This is a genomic window from Streptomyces pactum, from assembly GCF_002005225.1.
Classification (GTDB): domain Bacteria; phylum Actinomycetota; class Actinomycetes; order Streptomycetales; family Streptomycetaceae; genus Streptomyces; species Streptomyces pactum_A.
Map to the genome: position 1 here is coordinate 1,073,746 of NZ_CP019724.1, position 22,057 is coordinate 1,095,802.

The following is a 22,057-nucleotide window of genomic DNA, read 5'->3' on the forward strand; positions in this document are numbered from 1 at the left end:
TGGTGGGCTCGCTCACTGCTCTTGCGACGGGGCCGCGAGCAGTTGCCCGGCGAGCGCTCCGGCGAGCGCGGTCGGGCTGCCGTAGGACCACAGCAGGGTGGGCGACAGCTTGAGGCCGAGCGCCGCCTCGAGCCGGTTGCGCAGTTCCAGGCTCATCAGCGAGTCGAGACCCAGTTCCTTGAACGGCGTCTCGCCGTCCATGGCCGCGGGGTCCACGCGCAGTACGCGGCCGGCGAGTTCGCGCACCGTGGCCTCCACGAGCGGGGCCCGCTCCTCGGGGGCGGCCGCGCGCAGCCGCGCACGGAACTCGGCACCCGAGGCGCCGGTGTGCCCGCTGTCGCGGGCGACGGCGCGCAGCCGCTCCCAGCTCTTGAGGGCGGCGGTGTCCGGATAGGCGTCGAACCACTGCCGCAGATCGATGGGTACGTAGCCGACGACCGGGTCGTCCCCGTCGAGCAGCCGCACCAGGGCCGGCCAGACCTCCTCGGCCGTGATGCCGCCCATGCCGCGCTCCGCGAGCCGTGCACCGCGCCGCCCGTCGGCGTCGGCGGCCAGACCGACGTCGGTGACCGGGCCCCACTGGACGCTCAGCGCGGGACGACCGCGGCGCCTGCGGGATTCGGCGACCGCGTCGAGATAGGAGTTGCCCGCGGCGTAGACGGCCTGGCCCGCATTGCCGACGAGGGTCGCCGCCGAGGAGAACAGGACGAAGAAGTCCAGTGGATCGGCCTCGGTCGCCGCGTCGAGGTTGCGCGCCCCGTCCGCCTTCGGCGTGAGCACCGACATGAGCTGCCGGGAGGTGATGTTGAGGACCGTTGCGTCGTCGAGGAGCCCCGCCGCGTGCACCACCCCGCGCAGCGGCGGCAGGACCGCGCGCCTCTCGGCGAGCACCCGGTCGAGGGCCGCACGGTCGCCGACGTCGCAGCGCACCGTCTCGACCCTGGTGCCGTCGACGCGCAGCGCCGCGAGCCGCAGCTCCGCCTCCGGGGGCGGCGCCGAGCGGCCGAGCAGGACCAGGTGTCCGGCTCCCGCGCGGGCGAGGGACTCGGCGAGCGAGAGCCCGAGCGCGCCCAGACCGCCGCTGATCAGGTAGGTGCCGTCGGCCCGCAACCGGCCGCCGGGAAGCGGCACGGGTGTCACACCGGTGATGTCCTTCGGCCCGGTGAGGACGACGCGCTCGCCGCGCGGTACGTCGCGCAGGGCGCGCGGCACGTCGGCGAAGGAGTGACGGCGCACCGGAAGAGCCTCCAGCCGTCCTTCGGCAACGAGATCCCACACGTCGCGCAGGAGCCGGGCGAACCGTTCGGGCTCCGTCCTGACCAGGGCGGGGATGTCGACGGTGGCGAGGCTGACGCCGCCGCGCAGCGCGTCGAGCCCGATCGAGCCGCCGCCCGGGCCGTGGTCGCCGGTGTCGACGAACCGGCCGCCCGGGGCGAGGAGTTCGAGGTCCGACCGAACGGCCGTACCGGTGAGCGGCCCCAGGACGATGTCGGCCCCTCGGCCTCCGGTGGCCGCGCGTACCCGGTCGTGCCAGTACGGATCCTCGCTGTCGAAGACGTCGCCGACGCCCAGTGCCGTGAACCGGGCACGGCTCTCGGTGGTGGCCGCGGAGGCGATGACGCGTGCGCCGAGTTCGTGTGCGACCCGCACGGCGGCGGCGCCGAGTCCGTCCCCCGCCGTATGGACGAGGACCGTCTCCCCCCGGCGCAGGCGGCCGGGACCGGTCAGCGCGTGCCAGGCGGTCACGAGAGGGAGGACCAGCCCGGCCGCGTCCTCGTCGCCGAGTCCGTCGGGTATCGGCCGGACGCGTCCGACGTGCGCCGTGAGGTGGCTGGCCAGCGCGCCGGGCGCGTAGGCCACGACGCGGTCGCCGACGGCGAGTCCGCCTGCGTCGGGACCGGCCGCGACGACGACTCCGGCGCAGGAGTGCCCGAACACCGCCGCGCCCGGGCCGGCGCCCGTGGTGACGCCGTCGGACGGTGGAATGGCGGACGAGGCTCCGGGGGTGCCGCCCTCGCGGCGGGGCGGACGTGGGCCGGCTCCGGCGGTACGCACGTCGGTCTGGTCCAGAGCCGCCGCGGAGACCTCGATCTCGATCTCGCCCGGGCCGGGTGCGCGCCGCTCCAACGGTACGCAGTCCACGGTTCCCCGGGGCAGGGGCCGGACCGCGAACGGCTGAGGGCCGGTGCGCGGCGCGGGCAGCCCCGTCACCGAGCCGAGCGCGGGACCGCGCACGATGCCGGCCGTGAGCCGTCGCCCGCCCCGCAGCGCGACCTGGTCGTCGGTGCCCGCGCCGAGGATCTCCGCGGCGCAGGTCTTCGCCCAGTCGGCACCGTCGGTGACCACGTCGACCAGGCGCGGTTCCAGCTCGCCGTGCTCCCTGCGCAGTACGCGGGTGAAACCCCAGTACTGGGCGGCGCCCGGGTCGGGCACGTGTTCGCCGCCCGCCCCCTGCGCGCGGTCGGTGACCACCGTGAGCCGGGGCGGTACGCCGAGTGCGACGCAGCCGCGGACGACCGCGGCGAGCGCGCCGAGGCCCGCACGCTGCGCCGCGTGCCCCGCGGCGGGCCCCGGCGCGACGAACACGACTCCGTCCACCTCACCGGCGCCGACGGCACCGAGGTCGAGCTCCTGCCCGTCGCCCGTGAGCGGCGGCGCCTCGGCACACACCACGTGGGCGCCCGATTCCTCCAGTGCACGGGCGAGTTCGGCGGGCACGCCGGTGGTCTCCCCCACGACGAGCCAGCGGCCGGCGTCGGTACCGGCCAGCGTGCCGCCGTCCATTCCGCTCTCTGTTCCGTCCTCCGTGTCGGTCCACTCCACGCGGTGCAGCCGCTCCGCGTCCGACACCGCGCCGCCGCCGCCCGGCAGGGGCCGCAGCGTCAGGCCCTCCATCAGCAGCAGCGGCTTGCGCTCCTCGTCGAAGACGATGACGTCCAGGTCGCCCTCCGGGCGCCGCACGGCGTGCGACCACAGGCGTGTGACCGGCTGGTCGTGGTCGTTCAGCAGCCGCACCGCGCGCACGGACGTGGGCACGAGTGCCTCTCCGTCCGCGCCGCCAAGGCACAGCGAGACCTGCAACGCGCCGTCCCACAGCGCCGGGTGCAGGACGTGCCGCCGGTTCGACGCGCGCAGCCGCTCCCCGAGCACCACCTCGCCCACGGCCTCGCCGGCGTCGGGCCGCACCCGTACCGACCTCACGCAGCGGAAGGCCGGACCGTAGTGGAGGCCGCGCGCGGCACAGGTGTCGTAGAAGGTGTCGGCGGCCACCGGGCCGGCCGGGGCGGGGACGCCGTGCGGGGCGTCCCGGTACCGGGCGTCCGGGCCGTACCCCACCTCATCGTCGTACCAGGCGGGGAACTCCGGGAGTGCCTCCCGGCCGTGGTCCGGGGCGACGCGTGCCGTCGCGTTCACCGTCCACTCCGCGGCTTGCGAGGGCAGTGACAGGAGGCGGAACGCGCCGCGCGCGCCGCCGTCGCCGTGCCACTCGGCGGCCAGCCGCACCGGGTCGTCGCCGACCGTGACCTCCTTGTGGAAGACGACGTCGTCGACGCGCAGGGAGCCTGCCCCGAGGCGGGCCCGTGCCGTGTGCACGGCCAGTGTGAGCATCCCGGCACCGGGCAGCACGGCCGTGTCGTACACGCGGTGGTCCGCGAGCCACGGCAGGTCCGGCACGGCGAGTTCGAGATCCGCCTGCCACACATCGGGGCGCCCGGGCGCGGGCACCGGCTCCGGGTCGAAGCCGCGCACCGCGCCGGAACCGCGCTGCCGCGGCGGCGTCCAGTGCCGGTCGCCCTCCAGCGGATAGCCGGGCACCGGCGCCAGGGGGGTGCGGGGCAGCGAACCGAACGGCTCCAGACCGCTGACGTAACCCTCCGCGAGCGCGAGCGCCAGGTCGTCGGGGCTGCCATGGTGCCGGCGCAGCGTGGTGAGCACGGCGGGCTGTCGCTCCCGCCCGGCACCGAGCTGCTCGACGGCCGGGGCCAGCACGGGGTGCGGGCTGATCTCGACGACGTGGGTGACCCCGTCGTCGAGCAGCGCTTCCATCGCGTCGGCGAACAGGACCGGGCTGCGCAGGTTCTCCACCCAGTAGGCGGCGTCCAGCTCGGCGCCGTCGAGGACCTGGCACCGTACGGTCGACATGAGGGCGATCGTGCCCTCGCGCGGTGCGGCGGGCCCGAGCGCGGTGAGGAGGTCCGCTTCGAGCGGGTCCATCTGCGGGCTGTGCGAGGCGTAGTCGACGTTGACGAGCCTGCAGTACGTGCCGTCGGCCTCCAGGAGTTCCTTGAGCATCAGGACGGCGTCCTTCTCTCCGGAGAGAACGCACGAGTTGGGTCCGTTGTGCACGGCGAGGGACACACTGTCCTCGAACCCCTCGAGCGCCGCCGCGGCCGCCTCCCGGTCCAGGTCGACGGCGAGCATCCGGCCCTGTCCCGAGGTACGCATGGCGATCGCGCTGCGCCGTGCCGTCACCAGGGCGGCGTCCTCGTAGCTGAGGATGCCCGCGAGGGTGGCCGCGGTGATCTCGCCCTGGCTGTGGCCGAGCACGACGTCCGGCTCGACACCCGAGGCCCGCCACACCTCGGCCAGGGCCAGTGACATGGCCCAGAGAGTGGGCTGGAGCATGTCGATGCGCTTGGTCCACGCGTCGCCCGCGTCGCCGGTGAAGATGTCGAGCAGGTCCCAGGTGACGTGCGGGGCGAGGGCGGCCCGGCAGCGGCGGATCACGTCGGCGAACAGCGGGCTGTCCCGGTACAGTTCGCGGCCCATTCCACTCCACTGCGAGCCCTGTCCGGGGAAGACGAACGCGGTGCGTCCGCGTCCTGTGGCCCGGCCCTGGGCCACGCCGTCCACCTCGGCGCCCCCGGTGGCGAACGCGTCGAGCTTGCCGGCGAGCTGTGCGGTGTCGGCGGCGAGGAACGCGGCGCGCACCGGAAAGTGGTCCCGCCGCCTGGCGAGGGTGCCCGCGACATCGGCGAGGTCGAGGCCGTCGAGCGCGGCCCCGAGCTCCGCTGCCCGGCGGGCCAGCACCCGGGGGTCCTTCGCGGACAGCGGCACCAGGGGCGCCAGGCCCGTCGCCGGGCCCCTGGACAGGTCCCCGCGGGTCGCCTCGGCGGTCGGCTCGGGCGGGCTCACCGCGATGACGTGCGCGTTCGTGCCGCCCCAGCCGAAGGAGTTCACACCCATCGCGAGTGTCCCTCCGGCCGGCAGCCGCAGGGGCTCGCGCACGACATGCAGGTTCAGGTCGTCGAACGGAATGCCGGGGTTGAGTTCGGCGGAGTGCAGGCTGGGCGGAACGGTGCGGTGGCGCAGCGCGAGCAGGATCTTGAAGAGTCCCGCCATCCCCGCGGCCGCCTCCAGGTGGCCGATGTTGGTCTTCACCGAGCCGACGGCCAGCGGGCCGCCGGTGCGGGGCCGGGCCACGGCCCGGCCGATCTCGGTCACCTCGATCGGGTCGCCCCGTCCGGTGCCGGTGCCGTGTGCCTCGATGTAGGCGACGGAGTCGAGCGGCACGACCCCGTCCCCGTACGCGCGCGTGAGCAGGTCGCGCTGTCCCTCGGGGCTCGGCGTGACCAGGCTCTCGCCGCCGCCGTCGTTGTTGACGACGGTGCGCGGGATGACGGCGTGCACCCGGTCGCCGTCGGCGAGGGCGCGTTCCAGGGTCTTCACATGGAGGACGGCGACGCCTTCACCGCGTACGAAGCCGTTGGCGTGCGCCGAGAACGTCGCGCAGCGGCCGTCGGGCGACAGGGCCCCGAAGTGCGTGAGCCCGATGGTCACATGGGGGTCGAGCATCAGGTTCACACCGCCGACGAGGGCCGCCTCGATCTCGCCCTGGCGCAACGCCTGTGCCGCCAGGTGGAGCGCCACCAGCGAGGAGGAGCAGCCGGTCTCCACGGTCAGGCTCGGCCCGCGCAGGCCGAACACGTACGACACCCGAGCGGCGATCACGTCGAGGGCGTTGCCGACGAGGCTGTGCGGGGTGGGCCGGGCGGCACGCTCCTTGCGCAGCAGCTCGTAGTCGTGCCAGGAGGCTCCCACGTACACACCGGTGCGGGTGCCCTCCAGGTCGCTCGCGCGGACGCCGGCGTCCTCGAGGGCCCGCCAGGCCTCGTGGAGAATGAGGCGCTGCTGCGGGTCGACCGCGGCGGCCTCGCGCGGTGAGATGCCGAAGAAGGCGGCGTCGAAGCGGTCCACGTCCTCCAGGAACCCTCCGACGCCCTGGATCTCGCGTTCCGGGTCGAGGGACGCGGACGCGTCCCACCGGTCCGCCGGTACCGGGCCGATCGCGTCGCCCCTGTCCATCAGCAGCCGCCACAGAGCGTCCGTGTCGGCGGCTCCCGGGAAGCGGCCTGCCATGCCGACCACGGCGATGGATTCCGCGGCGTCGTCTGCTGTGTTCGCGACCATGCGCTGCCTTCCGGACGGTTACGGATCCGGGGCGGAAACCCCCTTGAACTTCGTCGCACTGCGACACACTCGGTGTGGAGAGAATCCCGAGAGGTATCGGCAGCGTACGTTGATCGGGAACGGCCTCGACACCCCTCATTTCGCGCTCTCAAGCGAAAACCCCTACCTATTCGGTAGGGGTTTGTCGTTCCCGGTGCGGAGTGGTGTACCTCGCGCACTCAGCCGCGCAGCCGCATCCGCACCAGGCCCTTGCTCGCGTTGATCATTCTCGGACCGATCTCGGGCGGGGCCTCCCTGCGGCACCACACGGCATTGGTCGCCATCTTGGCCGGCGACATATTGAAGCACCGGGTGTCACGCTCGCCGAACCTGAATGACGGAGCGATGAAGTCCGCTTGCCGGACGTGCTCCAGAATCCGGGCGGCGGCCGCGGTAGGTGTGACCGATCCCGATTCGACGGATTCGCACACTTCGCGCGCGAGGACGCCCATTCTGTTGAACCCATCACTGACTGGGAGCGGAGATCCCGGGCGCTTACTGTTCTCCAGCTCCAGGAGGATATCCTCGTCCCCGGTGCGGGTGTACCGGTAATAGGCGTCCTCCAGCATCACATTGCCCAGCATGGTGCCGAGCATCCAGGTGCGGTTGACGGCGTTCCACAGTTCGTAGTCCCGGAATCCCACGAAGGAGCTGTAGACGAGATCGTCGTGGAAGTCGAACAGGCCCTGCTGGAGCGTCTCCAGGTAGTTGAACCGCTCCTGGGACCAGTCTCCGTCGCGGGAGGCCGCGATGAGCCGCCAGCCAAGGGCGTTGACGAGTTCCAGGGTGTTGGTCAGCCCGCGCGAGTACAGCGCGTCGATGAATCCGGCGGCGTGCGACGTCAGGCAGAAGCGCTCGCCGACGACCTGCTTGGCGGAGTACTGGAGGCGTCCGGTGGACACCCAGGGGCGTACCGCCTTGGCGTTCCTGAACTGCCAGGCGATCTCCGGGAACCGCCCGAGGAACGCGTCGAACTCCTGCTGGCCGGGGGTCTCGTCCTTGGGGAAGACCCGGGGGTCGAGGGTCAGGCCCACGCTGCACAGCGGGTTGATCGACTCCGGGTGGTTGTCGAACGGGATGACCCACAGCCAGCCGCCGTCGAAGACGTGGTGCAGCGTGCCGTGATGCCACGGGTTGGGCTGATCGTGCTTCCTGGCCGCCGGCGCCTTGTCGAAGGGCGTCACGCCGATCATGTGGGTGAACAGCGTGCGGGAGTGGGTCCTCGCCCGGGTCGGTGTCTCGCGCAGCTCGAACTTTTCGGCGAGCGGCGAGCGGAATCCGCTGCCGTCGACGACATAGCTCGCACGGAATTCCTCACCGCGCTCGGTACGCAGCAGCGCACCCTTTTCCGGGTCGATCTCGACATCGGCGATGCGGGTGGCCAGGCGCGGGTGGGCTCCGTATTTCACCGCGACATTGAACAGATACGAGTCGATGTCCTGGCGGAAGAGATGCGTCTCGGTACGGATCGCGGACGGAACCACCAACTGATTGATCTTCCCGGGGTCCTGCAGCTTCCCCTCTTCGTGATACACGAACCCGAAGTTCTGCTTCTGTCCACAGTACCTGGACACCTGTGAACTGATGCCTTTGTGGCTGGACAGCGGTTTCAGCTCGGGTACGTTGTAACGGTCGGCGATGAGCCGGGTCATTCCCGACGTGTAGGGGATCGTGGACTCACCCACCGCGAAGCGCGGATGAGTTCCCGCGTCGAGCAGCAGAACTTTCACGCCGTTGCGGGCCAGGACCGCTCCCAGCATTCCGCCGGCCATACCACTGCCCAGTATCGCCACGTCGTACTGTTCGGCGCTCGGGTTCGAGGCGGTCATATGTCGTCTCCCTCACTGTCGGGGTCGCATGCGCGTGTGTCTCATTCGGCCATGTCGAGGACGATTTCCGCGGGGAGTTCCCGGCGCGCCCGCACGCCGATCTTGCGGAAGACCCGGGTGAGATGCTGTTCCACCGTGCTGACGGTGATGCAGAGTTTCTCGGCAATCTCCCTGTTGGTGTGGCCGCGCGCGGCCAGCGCGGCCACCCGTCGTTCGGCGCCGCTGAGCCGGCCGACGGCGGCGGCCCGCTCGGCGCGGTCGCCCGCGGCACGGACGCCGCGCCGGCCGATCTCCGCCAGGTCGCAGGCCACGGCGGCGGTGAGCGGTTTCGCGCCGCTCCGCTCGGCGAGCCGGGCGGCCAGCTCCAGGACGGGACGCGCGCGCGAAGGACGGCCCGTCTCGCGGTGGGCGCGGCCCAGGTCGGCGAGCGCACCGGCCGCCTGCAGCCGGTCGCCGCTCTCCTGCAGGATCTCGGCGGCCCTGGTGAGCCGCCCGACCTGGTCCGCGGGGTCTCCGGTGGCGGCGAGGACCCGCAGGGTGATGCCGCGCGAACGGGTGCGATCCGGGCCGAGCAGCAAGAACTCCTCGCGGGCCAGCGCGTGCGCCCGGTCACGGTCGCCGAGGGCGAGGTGGGCACGGGCCGACTCGGAGCGCCAGGGCACCAGCGCGGGCTGGTCGAAGCCCCAGCCGCGCATCAGCTCGGCGCAGGCCGAGAAGTCGTCGAGCGCGGCGTAGGGACGGCCGGTCTCCAGGTGGAAGCGGCCTCGGGCATGCAGGAAGTACAGGCCGAAACGGGTGGAGAACATCCCGTCGAGCACCGGCACTTCGAGGTACTCCTCGGCGGCCTCGAAGTCGCCCATCTCGGTGGCCGCCTGCACGAGGTTGGCCAGTGGTCCGCCGAGGCAGACCCCCCAGCTCTTGGCGGACACCTTCGCCAGCGCGGTCTCGGACAGCCGGCGTGCGCTCTCCAGGTCGCCCTGACGCAGCAGGATGCCCGCCCGCATGGAGGCGAACTCGGCCTCCCACAGCGGTACGTTGCGGGCCCGGGCCTCGGCCAGCCAGTGGTCGCACCAGCTACCGGCCGCGTCGAAACGGTCCGCGAACTGCAGCGCAGCGACCGCGCACATGATCCATTCCTGGGTGTTCTTGCCCAGCCGCAGCTCACGCATGGCCGCTTCCGCGTCGTCGGCGGCGGCGGTACTCGGCCCGCCGGTGAGCACCCGGGTGAGCGCCGCGGCGCCCCGGATCCGAGCGTCGCCGTCCGCCCTGCGGACCGGCGCGGGACCCGGGGCTGACGGTACGGCGAGCACGGCTGAGTGGACCAGCGGCGGATAGGTGGAGGAGAGGAGTTCGCGGGTGGCCCGGATCTCGGCGTCGTTCGAGGGGTCCGGGTCGGCTCGCTCTCCCATCCGCTCGATGGCCTCGACGGCCTCTTCGAAGCGGCCGTGCCACAGCAGGTGCTTGGCCAGCATGAGGGCGTGCCGGTCGGGAAGCCGTCCGTCGCGCAGCGCCGAGGCGAGATCACCCAGGTGCCTGGCGCTGATCGAGGGGTTGAGCACCCAGGCCGTGCCCGCCAACTGTGCCTTGAGCGCGACGCGCTCGCCGTCGTCCTGGCTCGCGGAGAGCGCCGCGTCCAGGCAGGCGTGCGCGTCCGCGGCACGGTTGCCCGCGAGGTAGCGCTCGGCTGCCTCGCGGAGTATGGCGGGGGCCCAGCTCTCGAGGTCGTGCTCGGCTCCGAGGAGGTGGGGGGCGATCCGGACGGCGCTCGCCCCGTCCTTGTACAGCAGTTCCGCGGCTCTGCGGTGCAGGTCGCGACGCAGGTACGGGGAGAGGTTGCGCAGCACCGCGGCGCGGGCCACGGGGTGGCGCAGCCGACCGTCCGCGATCAGCCCCGCCTCCTCCAGCGCGGCTCCGCACTGGTCGACGACCGCTGGCTCCTGTTCGAGGAGCCGGGTGGCGAGCTGCATGCCGGGGTCCGGCCCGTCCAGTACGGCGAGTACCTGTGCCAGTTGCAGGGCGGGCGTACGGCCACGGTGCAGACAGCTCAGGACGGTATCCGCGTAGCCGTCCCCGACGACGAGTTCCGGCGCGGTGTCGGACAGCGTGGTGCTGTGCCGCTGGTCCTCCACCAGGGCCCGTACGAGGAGCGGGTTCCCTCCGGTGACGCGATGGCACTCCGCGCCGAGCCCCGCGGCCCTGGCGGCGTCCGTGTGGTCGGCGAGCACCTCGGTGACACCGTCGGGTGAGAGGTTGCCGAGATCCAGGCGCCGGTAGTTCGGATGGCGCAGCAGCTCTGCGTGCAGATGGGGGTGGACCGAGTTCGACAGGGTGCACTCGGCGACCACCAGCGCGATGGACGAGGTGCGCAGGACCCGCACGAGCTGCAGGATCCAGTGCAGGGACAGGGCGTCCGCGTACTGGATGTCGTCGACGCACAACAGCACGGGCGCCTGCTCGGAGATCCGCACGACTTCCGTGGACAACTGGTGCAGCGCGGCCGTGGTCGCCGGGTCGAGCGGCCACCGCTCGAAGGCTCCGCCGTCGGCGTCGGAGCGGATGGAGCCGACGCGTCGCAGCGCCTGGGCCAGGACGTCGCTCTCGTCGGCGAGCGCGCCGGCGTACCGCGGCAACTGCCCCAGGACGCTGCCCGGAGAGTGGCGCTCGGCCCAGGACCCGGTGGCCCGCAGTGTCAGGAACCCGGCGTCCGTCGCCTGCTCGCGCACCACGTCGAGGAGCTCGGTCTTGCCACTGCCGATGCCACCGCTGACGACGGTGACCCCGCCGCGGCCTCCGGCCGCGTGCCGGAGCATGTCCCCCAGGGCGGCGAGTTCGTCGTCACGTTCAACGAGCCGCATGATTACCCCTTCCACCCGTGCCGATGCCGTCGCCCATGACGTCGTTGTCGGAGGCGAGGGGGCCGGCCCGCAGGGACGCGAGACCCCCGCGGCGGTCGATCACGGTCAGCAGTGGTCCGGTCATGGCCGTGGTCACCAGCGCCATGAGGATCATGAGCGAGTACAACTCCGCGTCCAGAAGGCCCAGTTGCAGTCCCACACCGAGGATGACCAGCTCGGTGAGCCCCCGCGTGTTCATCAGGGCGGCCAGGGTGGCCGCCCCCGGGGCGGGCAGTCCCTGGGAGCGGGCGCCGACGTAGGTGCCCCCGAACTTGCCGCCGACGGCGACCAGCGCGATGGCGGCGAACTCGAGGACCTCGCCGGTACCCAGGCCGCGCAGATCGACGTTGAGGCCGGCCACCACGAAGTAGACGGGCAGGAGCAACGAGGCGACCTGGCCGGTCCGCTCGCACAGGTCGTCGCGCAGGGAGCCGATACTTTCGCGCGGCAGGACGGCGCCGAAGAGAAAGGCGCCGAAGATGTAGTGCATCCCCATGGCCTCGGTGGCCGCGGCGGAGAGCAGCGCGCCGATCAGCACGATCGCGAGATGGTTGGCGGCGAACGGCCTGGGCTTGCCGCCCGACGTGGTGAACAGCCGACGCAGCAGCGGCCGGAGCACGAGCAGGAGGCCCGTGAACGGCAGCAGCAGCGCCGCGCGCCAGTAGTCGTCGGCGCCGCCGACCACGGCCTGCACAGCGGCCAGCGCGGTCCAGGCCACCACGTCGACCAGCGCGGCCGTAGCCAGGGCCAGGCCGCCCACCTCGGTGCGGGACAGGCCGCGGTCGGTGAGGATCCGGGCCAGCACCGGGAAGGCCGTCACCGACACGGCCAGGCCGACGAAGACCACGAACGCCGCCCGCTGGTCGGTGTCGTGACCGCGCAGCAGGTAGAAGGCCAGGCCGACACCGAGTCCGAACGGCACCAGTGTGGAACCGAGGGCCGCACCCGCGCTGACTCTGGTGCGGCCGCGCAGCGCCCGGTGTTCGAGTTCGAGGCCGACGACGAACATGAAGAGCACGACGCCGATGTCGGCGAGCGCGGTCAGCAGGGGACGTACGTCGGCGGTGAAGAGGTGGTCGGAGAGAAACGTACCGAACAGAGTCGGGCCGAGCAGGATGCCGCCGAGGATCTCGCCCACGACGGGCGGCTGGCCGATACGGGCGGCCAGCGTGCCGAGGCTGCGGGCCAGCATCAGGATGAGCGCGACATCCAGGAAGAGCAGGGCCACTTGATGGCTGGTCATGAGTGGGCACAGACCTCAATCACGTCGCGGGGCACGAAGGGGGCGACTCCTGCTTGGCCCCTTGCTCATGACGCCGCTTCGGTGCTCTCGGCGCTCGCTGCCGGGGCGGGGGAGCCGGTCGCGGAGTCCTCCAGGCCGCCCGGTATCAGATCGTCGAGACTGATGTTGAACATCGGGTGCCGCCCGCTGAGGCCGGAGATGAGCGTCACGAAGTCGGCCGAGGGCTCCTTCTCCTTCTCCGGGTCGATCATCTCCTGGGCCAGGCTGTAGTAGAACTCCTTGTACTTGGTGCGGTCGTAGAACCGCTCGACGAACTCGCGGATCTCGTCGAAGAAGCCCGAGTACGCGGTGGCGTAGCGGTCGAGGGCCTTCTCCTCGATCTCCGGGTACTCGATGATCTTGTCGACGATCTGCGACAGCACACTGCCGGCCAGCGTCGCGAGCGCGACGCCCGTGGAGAACAGCGGGTCGACGAAGGCCGCGGCGTCCCCGACGAGGACCCAGCCGTCGCCGTGGAACCGGTCGCTGTGGTACGACCAGTCACGCGCCGTGCGGTAGCCGGCGGAACGGCGGCCGGGCGCCAGCATCTTCTTCAGCTTGGTGGACTTGCCGACCTCCGCCTCGAAGTGCTCCTGGAGCGACTTGTCGGACTCGCCGACCGTGGAGGACCGCGTCACGTAGCCGACGCTGATGGTGCCCTTGTCGATCGGAATCGCCCAGAACCAGCCTTCGTCGAGGCCCTCGATGAGGATGTTCGTGTACTCGTCCCCGGGCAGCCGGTCGCAGTTGTCGAAGTACGTCCAGATGGCGACGTTGCGCAGCTCGTCGTGCCAGCGCAGGTCGGTGAAGCGGCGGCTGAGCACCCGGGCCTGGCCGGAGGCGTCGATGACGAGACCGGCGGTGGCCTCCTTGATGTCGTCCTCGCCGCGCACCGCGAAGCGGATGCCGGTGACCCTGCCGTCGGAGTTCTGCAGCGGCTCCTTCACCGTCGCGTCCTCGATGATGTACGCGCCGAGTTCGCGGGCACGGTCCAGGATCAGCGAGTCCAGATCGGCGCGGCGCGTGTGGTAGGCGTAGGCGTGGGCACCGCCCTTGATGAAGGAGAAGTTCCACGGGACCTGCTTGTTGCCCCACACCAGCGAACCGCCGTACTTCCGCTCGAAGCCCCGGGCGTCCATCCGCTCCGGGAGACCGAGCTCCTGCATGGGGCGCATGAACGCCGGTATGAGCGACTCTCCCACGTGGTAGCGCGGAAACCTCTCGCGGTCGAGTACGAGCACGGAGCGACCGCGCTGGGCGAGGAGCCCGGCCGTGGTCGCCCCCGCGGGCCCGCCACCGATGACGATGACGTCGAAGTGTTGCGGAATCCCGTAGAGAGTGGATGACATGCGTAGACCTTCCCCTTGTCGAACCCGGGCCGGCCCGCGGAAGCGGGCATCGTTCTCCGTGGTGCAGGGTGTGCAGGGTGTGCATGGTCAGTCTGCGACGCGGGTTCTGCAGAGGTTCTGGATAGCATCTGGACGACTACTGGGCGTGAATCAGCGCATGTCATGCCCTGCCAAGTGGTGCGCCTTCGATGAACTTTGAACCATCGGGCGCAGGGGCCGCCGCCCCTTGCCATAAGACTGCAGGGAACGGGCGAGCGCGGCATCGACGGACGGCGCGGGTTCGTCCCGCTCCGCGCGTTCGGCGGCGTAGACGCCGATCAGCTCGTGGAAGCGGAAGCAGCCCTCCCCCAGTTCCATCAGCAGGTGCGCCTCGGCGAGGCTGTCCAGGAGCCGGCGCGCCCGGGTGCGGCTGCAGGCGGCCAGCGTGGCCGCGACGTCGTCGGTGATCACCAGGCCGTCGTAGAGGCCGAGCAGGCGGAACATCTGCGCCACGTCCGCGGGCAGCGCCCGGTACGAACGGCTGAAGGCGCTGCGCAGGCTCGCCGCGGCGTCGCGCACCACGTCGAGCCACTCCATGGCGCCCTCGTCCAGGGCCTGTGCCAGTTGGGACAGGGTCGTGCCCGGGCGTGTCGTGAGCGCCTCGGCCACCACCCGCAGGGCGAGCGGCAGATGCCCGCACAGCCGCGTGATGCGCTCGACCGTCTCGGGTTCCTCACGGACGCAGCGGGACGGCGCGAGGTATGCCAGCAGGTCCACCGACTCCTCCGGGGACAGCGGCGCGAGCTCCACCCGGTAGGCGCCGTCGCGGGCCACCAGGCCGCTGTGCCGCCAGCGGCTGGTGATCAGGACGCAGGCGGGTCCCTGCGGGATGAGGGGGCGCAACTGTTCGGCGTCGTAGGCGTCGTCGAGGACGAACAGCACTCGCTTGCCGTACAGCAGGCTGCGGTAGAGCGCCGTGCGTCCCGGCAGGTCGTCCGGTATGGCCGACTCGTCCACGGCGAGGCTGCGCAGCAGTTGCGCGAGCGCCTCCCGCGCCGACAGCGGAGCGCGCTCGGGGCTGGTGCCGCAGAGGTCGAGGAAGAGCTGGCCGTCCGGGAAATCGTCCGCGAGGTCGCTGGCCACGTGCAGCGCGAGGGCGCTCTTGCCGACGCCGGGCGCGCCGGTGATCAGCGCCATGGTGGTGCGGCGGCGTGCGCCGTCGTCCGCCACCAGCCTGCTGAGCCGCGCCCGCTCCGTGCCGCGGCCGAGGAATCCGCGCGTGAGCGGCGGGAGCTGGGCGGGCCGTACCGGAGTCCACCGGTCCGCCGGCAACTCCCCGGCGTCCGTGGGGGGCACGGGGGCGTTGAGCGCCGTGCCCGTGGTGTCGAGGTGGCCACCGAGCATCTGCTCGTGCAGGGCCCGCAGTTCGGGCCCCGGCTCGATGCCGAGTTCGTCGCGGAGCAGGTCCTGGGTCCTGCGGTAGAGCGTCAGCGCGTCGGCACGGCGTCCGCTGCGGTAGAGCGCCATCATCAGCAGCCAGCGCAGCTTCTCGCGCAGCGGTTCCTTGGCGACCAGGTCGGCGAGCAGCACCACGACCTCGGCGTGCCGGCCGAGGGACAGCAGGCCGTCGGCCCACTCCTCGGTGGCCGCGAGGCGCAGCTCCTGCAGCCGGGTGCGCTCCATGGCGGCGAAGGGGCCGGGGATGTTGGCGAAGGCCTCGCCGTGCCAGAGCGGCAGCGCGCGCTCAAGGGCATCGAGTGCGCCGCGCACCTCCCCCTCGGCCCGTAAGCGGCTGGCGTTCGCGTGGAGCTGGGCGAAGACGTGGGCGTCGATCTGCTCCTGCGGCAGGCGCAGCGAATAGCCGCCGCCGGAGGAGATGAGCAGTCCGCCGGACTCCCGGCTGCCGCGTCCCGGCTCGATGGCACGGCGCAGGCCGGCGACATAGGTGTGGACGCCGTTGACGGCGGTGCGCGGGACGGCACTGCCCCACACGGCGTCGATGATCTCCTCGATGTGGACGACGTCGCCCGCGCGACTGGCCAGAAGTCCGAGCACTCCGCGTTGCTTGGGCGGCCCCAGGGGCAGCTCGATTCCCTTCCGCCATGCTCGCACTGGACCCAGCAGTTGCAGCCGCATGCTATTCCCCCGTCTGTCCGACAACCTCAGGTCACGGCCGCCCTGCCTGCTCGGCCTGACCCGGTCCCACACCTCTTGAGTTTACGGAGGGGGCGAACGCGTCATGGAAACCAGCCATTCCATACGAATTCCCCCAGCCGCGAGTCCCTGCGGGGCGGCATCACCGCCGCCGCTGCTCGTCCGGCACCTCCAGAACCGCTGCGGCCTGCGGTTATCCGCTTCGTGAGCCCTGTGCGGCGGGGGTGGGGAAGCCACCCTCGGACGGCGCGCGGAAGTCACGACGGACTTCCGGTCGGCGACGAGTGCCCTTTTTGCGAGGCCAGGTCGACTTCCGGCCAGTCAGCATCGCTTTCCGGCCATTGCGCATCAGCTCGCTTCCCTTCGCAGGGTAGGGCATGTACGGGTCACCGATGACATGCTCCTCCGCCGGTTCGTGGATTCGCGAGTTCCCATCTTCACGCGAGAGTAACGGAAGGGCTTGGATCTCCATACCCCCTAATCAAATGCCTCGGCGGCCGAGCCCAGTAGGGGTCGGAGGCAAGATAAGGGTATCCAGGCCGTGTTGGGCGGAGCCATCATCGAAGGGTACCGACTCGATTAGCGTCCAACAGGGAGCAGACAGTGACCGCATCGCCCGCGTCGTACTCAACCGGCCGGACCGAAAACACCATTGAAGCCGTGCTCGTCGGCGGGCCCGCGGATATCCCGGCCGAAGCGCGCAATGTGCGGCTTCCGATCACCGGAGAGAGCGGCCTGGACGACAAAGTGAAACTCAGGCACCGCAACGGTTACGAGCACTTCGAGCGGGCGCCCGGCGCCGTGCGCCCCGACCGTGCGTCCCCCGTGGTCTTCCACTGGACGACCTGCACGAAGATCGCGGAATGAGGCAGCTCGCACCACTCACAGCCGGACGCTCCGCACCCCTTGCCGCCCTCCCGGATCACTGACGGTAACGGGGTGAGCCTGCCCCGGGCACGCCCGGGGCGGATAATCCCTTGACACCCCCGCACGACCCTGCTTGCCTGCTGGCTGGCGTTTACAGATCCGTGACCTGCGGCCATCGGGGTTCACATCTCTGCGCACATCATGGGGGAAGCGATGAGAGCCGAAATAGAGCAGGTTGTCGAGGGCATACGGAAAAGGTATGAAGAACCGCTCTCCCTTTGCGACCTGGGAGAGATGGCACGGCTGACTCCCTTTCATATGGCGCGCCTTTTCCGCGAACAGACCGGGCTCCCTCCGGCACGCTTCCTCACCGCGGTCCGGCTGGAGGAGGCCAAGCGGCGACTCCTGCGGACCGACGTGAGTATCGCCGACATCTCGCTGGGGGTCGGTTACGCCAGCATCGGCTCATTCACCACTCGCTTCACCAAGACGTTCGGGGTGTCGCCCGGCCAGTACCGCAGGATGACGCAACTGGGTCCGGACGCCGTGGAGTTCGCCGGCGGAAGCGCCGACGCCTCGTACGCGTACGGCGCGATCCAGGGCCGGCTGCGCCGGGACGACGGCCTCGATCACGCTTCGGTGTTCGTCGCGGCCTTCCATGCCGCCTCGGCCGGCGACCGGCCCGCCCGCTGCTACCGCGTGGGGCGCTCATCGGACCTGTGGACCATCCCGTACGTGCCCGAGGGCCGGTGGTTCATCGAAGCGGTGTCCCTCACTTCGGCGCAGGGCGGGGGCTGCGTGGTCGCCGGGTCGGTCGGCCCGGTCTTCGTCACCCCCGGAGCGGTCGTCCGGGTGGACGTGGCGCTGGAGCCGTACCGGCGGGTGCGTGTGGCGGACAGCGAGCGGTGCCCGCTCGCCTTCTCGCTTCCGGACCTGTACGCGTCCTGACCGCTGCGCGCGCGGGTCCGGTCCGGTCTCCCGGCGCTTGCGGGACGGCACCGCGACGGGGGTGGCGCCGCACCGTCTCGCCGCTGAGACGTACGTGTCCGGGCCTGGGCCGCCGGTCTACGCGTGGGCCGGTGACCGCCGCGCGTGCCGCAGCGCGCGCAGGATCGTGGCGGGTCGCATCACCGAGGCAGGGGACGCGAGCAGGTGCTGCACGTCGAGCATGACCCGGTGGGCGTCCCGCGAGACGTGACTGGCCAGCATCACCTGCCGGATGTAGGAGTTGAGCAGGCCGTTGCCGAACGGTCGGCTTCCCTCGGTCTCCGGGAAGACGAAGTCGCTGCCGGTCGCCATCTGCCAGGGCGTGTCGATGATCTTGCTCGTGGCGCGGTAGTAGGAGCGTGCCATCGGCGCGGACGTAGCCCCGAACCGGTCGAGGCGGCGGCCCAGTTCGAGCGCCTCCAGAACGGCGACGGTCATGCCCTGGCCGTAGAGCGGGTTGAAGCTGCAGATCGCGTCACCGAGTGCCACGTGGCCCGCCGGCACCGTGCGCAGCCGCTCGTAGCGGCGCCGCTTGGCCGCCGGATAGGTGAACTTGCGGGCGTCCTGGTCGTCCAGGGACTCGGCCCGGGCGAGCAGCTCCGCCATCTCGGGGGCTTCGAGCCCGGCCGCGAACTCCTTGAACCCCTCACGGTCCACCGGCGCGTGAGCACGGTGCCAGCCGCCCAGGGTGACCATCCAGCGGTCCCCCTCGACGGCGAACGCGGCAGCGGCCCGCTTGTCGTGCGGCGGAACGGCGCTCATCAGGTACAGCAGCCCGTCGCCCGCCAGGTCTCCGGGCCTGCGCTTGAGCATCAGGGTCGTGTAGCCGACGTCGATCTTGACGGTGTCGGTCTCGGGCAGCGGGTACCCGAAGCGCTCCATCGACTGGGCGGGGCCCCCGCCGCCCCGCCCGGTGGCGTCGACGACGAAGTCGGCCCACAGCCGCTCACCGCCGTCCAGCTCGACGCCCGTGATCCGTCCACCGCCGGCCAGGTATCCGCGCACCAGGGTCCGGTCGCGGACCGTCACGTTGGGCAGGGCCCGCACCCGGGCCCGGACGCTGTGTTCCAGGTAGGCGCGGGTGAGGCTGACTCCGCAGCGTCCGCTGGCGAATCGGGCCCGCAATGAGCCCATCTGGTGGAAGAGCAGGTCATGACCGGGGTCGAAGAGGACCGCGCCGCCCTCGACGAGTTCATCGGTGAGTCCGGGGAAAAGCTCGTCGAGCGCGATCCGGCCACTGATCAACAGGGCGTGCGCATGGCCTCCGTGCGGCACGGCACGGCGATTCTCCGCGCGTTTTGGAAGAGTGTCGCGATCGATGACCGTGACTCGGCGAAATCGCGAGGCCAGTGTTTTGGCGGCCGCCAGACCTCCCATGGAAGCGCCCATCACCACTGCGTGTTCACCGATCACGCCCATGCGTCCTCCATGCATCTTCTGCTGGGAAATGCCGAACAGGCGCGACTGAGCCTTCCGACTTCCCCGAGTATTCTGCGGAGACCTTCTCCATGTCTTCTTCGAGCTTGCTCAACAGGTCCGTAATCGAGTCGAGTCGACTCCACCGCGGCTACAGTCCCTATCGTCCTGACTGTCTTTCGCCCGACAGCCCGGACGGGAACGGCATTTGCGACTGGACCGACGGGAGAGCACTCGGTATGACCAGTTCCACTTCCGCGCCGTCCGCCACACCCTGGACGGAGGAGCAGATCCCCGATCAGAGGGGCCGGGTGGCCGTGGTCACGGGCGCCAACGCGGGCATCGGCTACGTGACCGCCCGCGAGCTGGCCCGGCACGGCGCCCACACGGTCCTCGCCTGCCGCGACAGAAGCCGCGGCGAGGCCGCGCTGGCCCGGCTGCGCGACGAGGTGCCGGGTGCCCGGGTCGAGTTGCGGCTGGTCGACCTGGCCGATCTCGGGTCCGTCCGGGCCTTCGCGGACGGCTGGGACCACGACCGGCTCGACCTGCTCGTCAACAACGCCGGAATCGTGATGCCGCCGCTGACCCGGACCGCGGACGGATTCGAGGCCCAGTTCGGCGTCAACCACCTGGGCACCTACGCGCTCACCGGCCGGCTCCTGCCCCATCTGCTGCGCGCGGACACGCCCCGCGTGGTCACGGTCAGCAGCGAGAGTCAGCTCACCGCCTCCTTCGACCTGGCCAACCTCAACGCGGAGCGCCGCTACCGCCCGAGTTCCGCCTACGCCCAGTCGAAGCGCGCCAACGTCTACTTCTCCGCGCAGCTTCATCGTTGGGCCCTCGCCCAGGGCGTCCCGCTGCGCAGCGTGATCGCCATCCCCGGCATGACGGACACCGGTGTGATCACCAAGTCGACCCGGTACGGCGCCCTGTGGCGGGCCGTGGTCCCCCGCCTCGTCGGCCTGGTGGCCAAGCCCGTCGTCGAGGGCGCGCGGCCCTCGCTCTACGCGGCCACGGTGCCTGATCTGCCGGGCGGTTCGTACGTCGCCCCGAGCGGCCCGCTGCAGATCCGGGGTGCGACGACGGTCCACCGCGGACGCCGCACGGTGTACGACGAGGCCACCGCCGTCGCGCTGTGGAATCTCTCGGAGCGGCTGACCAAGGTGCGTTACGAGCTTTCGGGCGCCCGGCCCGACTGACGAGTGCCCCGGCCGGCCGGGGCACCGCCGCGTCAGCTCAGCCGGCTGTGCGGGGCACGGATTCTCCGGACGCCGTCCAGGCGGTGTCAGAGCGCCTTGATTCCCTCCCGGGCGTCCCGGCGGGCCGGCGCCGCCTGGGGCGCGGGCCATCAGGACCACGGTGACGGCCGCAAGCTCCTCGGGCCCGGGCCGGCCCCTGCCCACCCGGATGCCGGAGCCGGTCAGGCGCGCACTCGCGGGCCGGTCACCTCGAGCAGCCCGTCGTCGTTCCAGCGGCCCATGCGGCCGGACACCGCGCAGGGCGTACCGAGGGGCGCGCTCAGGCCGCGCGCGCCCAGCCGGTCGAACGGCAGGGCCGCGCCCGAGGCCCAGATCTCGCCGGTACTGCCCATCGGGACCACGCGCCCCTCGATGTCACGGATGGTGATCCGGACCCGGGTCGTGGCGCCCCCCACGACATGGCCGCCGGGACGGTCGCCGCCGGGCGGCGCGTGCTCGACTGCCGCCCAGGGCAGCGCACCGTCCAGCGGGGAGAACTCGGCCAGCAGTCTGGTGTGGGGCAGGAGTGCGAAGTGCCGGTCCACGAGACCGGGCGGACACGGCTCGCCGACGAGGACCACGGTGCCCGGCCCCCGCGCCGGCGGCCGCGCGGTCTCGGCGAGTACGGCGGCGTACGTCTGCGGGCTGAACACGGCGGTCGCGATCCTTCCTGGCCCGGACCGCGGCACCGCGAGGCCCGAGCCGGTACCGACGGTCTGTCGGGCGTGCAGGGTGCCGCCCGCCGCGATCGACCACCACATCGAGGTGAGCGTGTCGGGACCGCCCGGTTCCGCACGGCAGAGAACCCCCCGGTCTGCGCGCCCCGCCCTGCGGACGCGGTCCGTCAGCGCCAGGGCCCAGGCCCGGTGATCGATGAGGTGGCCGGCCGGCGGTCCCGCCGGGTCCTGCTCGACGATCAGGTACGCGGCGTCCGTCGGGCTGGACCGGGGCAGCGAGCGGTCGACACGCAGCGGCGTGACCCTGGCCCAGGTCCGCTCGTCGTCCAGGACCACCGCGGGACGCTGCCAGTGGGTCCGGGTGGCACCACTGCACAGCACGAGCTCGGCCCCGCTGACGGCCGCGATCCGCCCGCGCACGCCCGCCCCGGCACCGCAGGGCACCGGGACGCACACTCCCCCGGCCTTCAACACGGCCAACTGCGCGACCAGCGCCTGAACGTGATCCGTGCAGTGCACGAGGACGGGATCGCCGAGCTGCACACCGGAGCGGAGGATAGCCGTCGCGAGACGGTCGGAGCGCTTTCCGGCCGCTTCGTACGTGATGCTGCGGCTGCCGTCCTCGACGGCGGTCGCGCCGGGTCTGCGCCCCGCGGCTCTGGCGAACAGGCCGTCAAGGGTGACCGCCCTGCCCAGCGGGACAGGACGCTTCTGCGGCACCGCCGGGACCGCCGGCGCGGCGGCAGTTCGTGGCGTGTCGGCCGTGGCCGTGGTTCCTGCGTGCACCGAGCCCTCCAGGGAACTCCGGGGAAGCTGGTCAGGGAGTGACGGCCAGCGGAGACGTACTGATCTCGCTCTCCGTCGAGGATCTCGCCGACGCGCTCACCGAGCGGCCGGCAGGGCACGGCGCCGAGCCCGTCCTCCACCGCACGACT

General features: G+C 71.8%; 11 protein-coding genes and 1 pseudogene. 3 read left to right on the forward strand and 9 right to left on the reverse strand.

Annotated features, from left to right (window positions below; translation table 11 throughout):
- Window positions 1-12: 12 nt before the first annotated feature.
- The 6 genes from B1H29_RS04700 to B1H29_RS04725 all read right to left on the reverse strand — a co-directional run bounded on the left by B1H29_RS04700 (window position 13) and on the right by B1H29_RS04725 (window position 15,919).
- Entirely contained in the window at window positions 13-6,411 is a 6,399-nt protein-coding gene (locus B1H29_RS04700) for a type I polyketide synthase (protein WP_079160020.1), read from the reverse strand.
- A 218-nt stretch (window positions 6,412-6,629) separates the two neighbouring features.
- Window positions 6,630-8,279, reverse strand: coding sequence for an NAD(P)/FAD-dependent oxidoreductase (locus tag B1H29_RS04705; RefSeq protein ID WP_055420962.1), 1,650 nt, complete (start codon window positions 8,277-8,279; stop codon window positions 6,630-6,632).
- A 41-nt stretch (window positions 8,280-8,320) separates the two neighbouring features.
- Window positions 8,321-11,134, reverse strand: a complete 2,814-nt coding sequence (locus tag B1H29_RS04710) for an AAA family ATPase (protein WP_055420961.1) — start codon at window positions 11,132-11,134, stop codon at window positions 8,321-8,323.
- Window positions 11,121-12,416, reverse strand: coding sequence for a cation:proton antiporter (locus tag B1H29_RS04715; protein WP_079160021.1), 1,296 nt, complete (start codon window positions 12,414-12,416; stop codon window positions 11,121-11,123). The genes B1H29_RS04710 and B1H29_RS04715 overlap by 14 nt, the downstream gene beginning before the upstream one ends.
- Window positions 12,417-12,481: 65 nt before the next feature.
- Window positions 12,482-13,804, reverse strand: coding sequence for an NAD(P)/FAD-dependent oxidoreductase (locus B1H29_RS04720; RefSeq protein WP_055420960.1), 1,323 nt, complete (start codon window positions 13,802-13,804; stop codon window positions 12,482-12,484).
- A gap of 150 nt (window positions 13,805-13,954) precedes the next feature.
- Window positions 13,955-15,919: an AfsR/SARP family transcriptional regulator gene (locus B1H29_RS04725; protein WP_079160022.1), complete on the reverse strand. Its 1,965-nt coding sequence runs from the start codon at window positions 15,917-15,919 to the stop codon at window positions 13,955-13,957.
- Between the two features lie 621 nt (window positions 15,920-16,540).
- On the opposite strand from B1H29_RS04725, the gene B1H29_RS04730 reads away from it, so the two are divergent.
- Both B1H29_RS04730 and B1H29_RS04735 read left to right on the forward strand, forming a co-directional pair.
- The gene (locus tag B1H29_RS04730; RefSeq protein ID WP_063787544.1) at window positions 16,541-16,804 is read left to right on the forward strand and encodes a DUF5988 family protein; all 264 of its coding nucleotides are present in this window, start codon (window positions 16,541-16,543) and stop codon (window positions 16,802-16,804) included.
- 294 nt (window positions 16,805-17,098) lie between these two features.
- Window positions 17,099-17,752: a helix-turn-helix transcriptional regulator gene (locus tag B1H29_RS04735; RefSeq protein ID WP_267891987.1), complete on the forward strand. Its 654-nt coding sequence runs from the start codon at window positions 17,099-17,101 to the stop codon at window positions 17,750-17,752.
- Between the two features lie 117 nt (window positions 17,753-17,869).
- Here B1H29_RS04735 and B1H29_RS04740 read toward each other — a convergent pair whose 3' ends face one another.
- Complete coding sequence (locus B1H29_RS04740) at window positions 17,870-19,066, reverse strand: NAD(P)/FAD-dependent oxidoreductase (RefSeq protein WP_159027771.1); 1,197 nt, start codon at window positions 19,064-19,066, stop codon at window positions 17,870-17,872.
- Window positions 19,067-19,446: 380 nt separating this feature from the next.
- On the opposite strand from B1H29_RS04740, the gene B1H29_RS04745 reads away from it, so the two are divergent.
- Window positions 19,447-20,406: an oxidoreductase gene (locus B1H29_RS04745; protein WP_055420956.1), complete on the forward strand. Its 960-nt coding sequence runs from the start codon at window positions 19,447-19,449 to the stop codon at window positions 20,404-20,406.
- A gap of 111 nt (window positions 20,407-20,517) precedes the next feature.
- Here B1H29_RS04745 and B1H29_RS39815 read toward each other — a convergent pair.
- Window positions 20,518-20,610, reverse strand: a pseudogene (locus B1H29_RS39815) (acyl-CoA carboxylase epsilon subunit); the annotation flags it as partial.
- 17 nt (window positions 20,611-20,627) lie between these two features.
- Entirely contained in the window at window positions 20,628-21,908 is a 1,281-nt protein-coding gene (locus B1H29_RS04755; RefSeq protein ID WP_159027772.1) for an AMP-binding protein, read from the reverse strand.
- Between the last annotated feature and the right edge of the window lie 149 nt (window positions 21,909-22,057).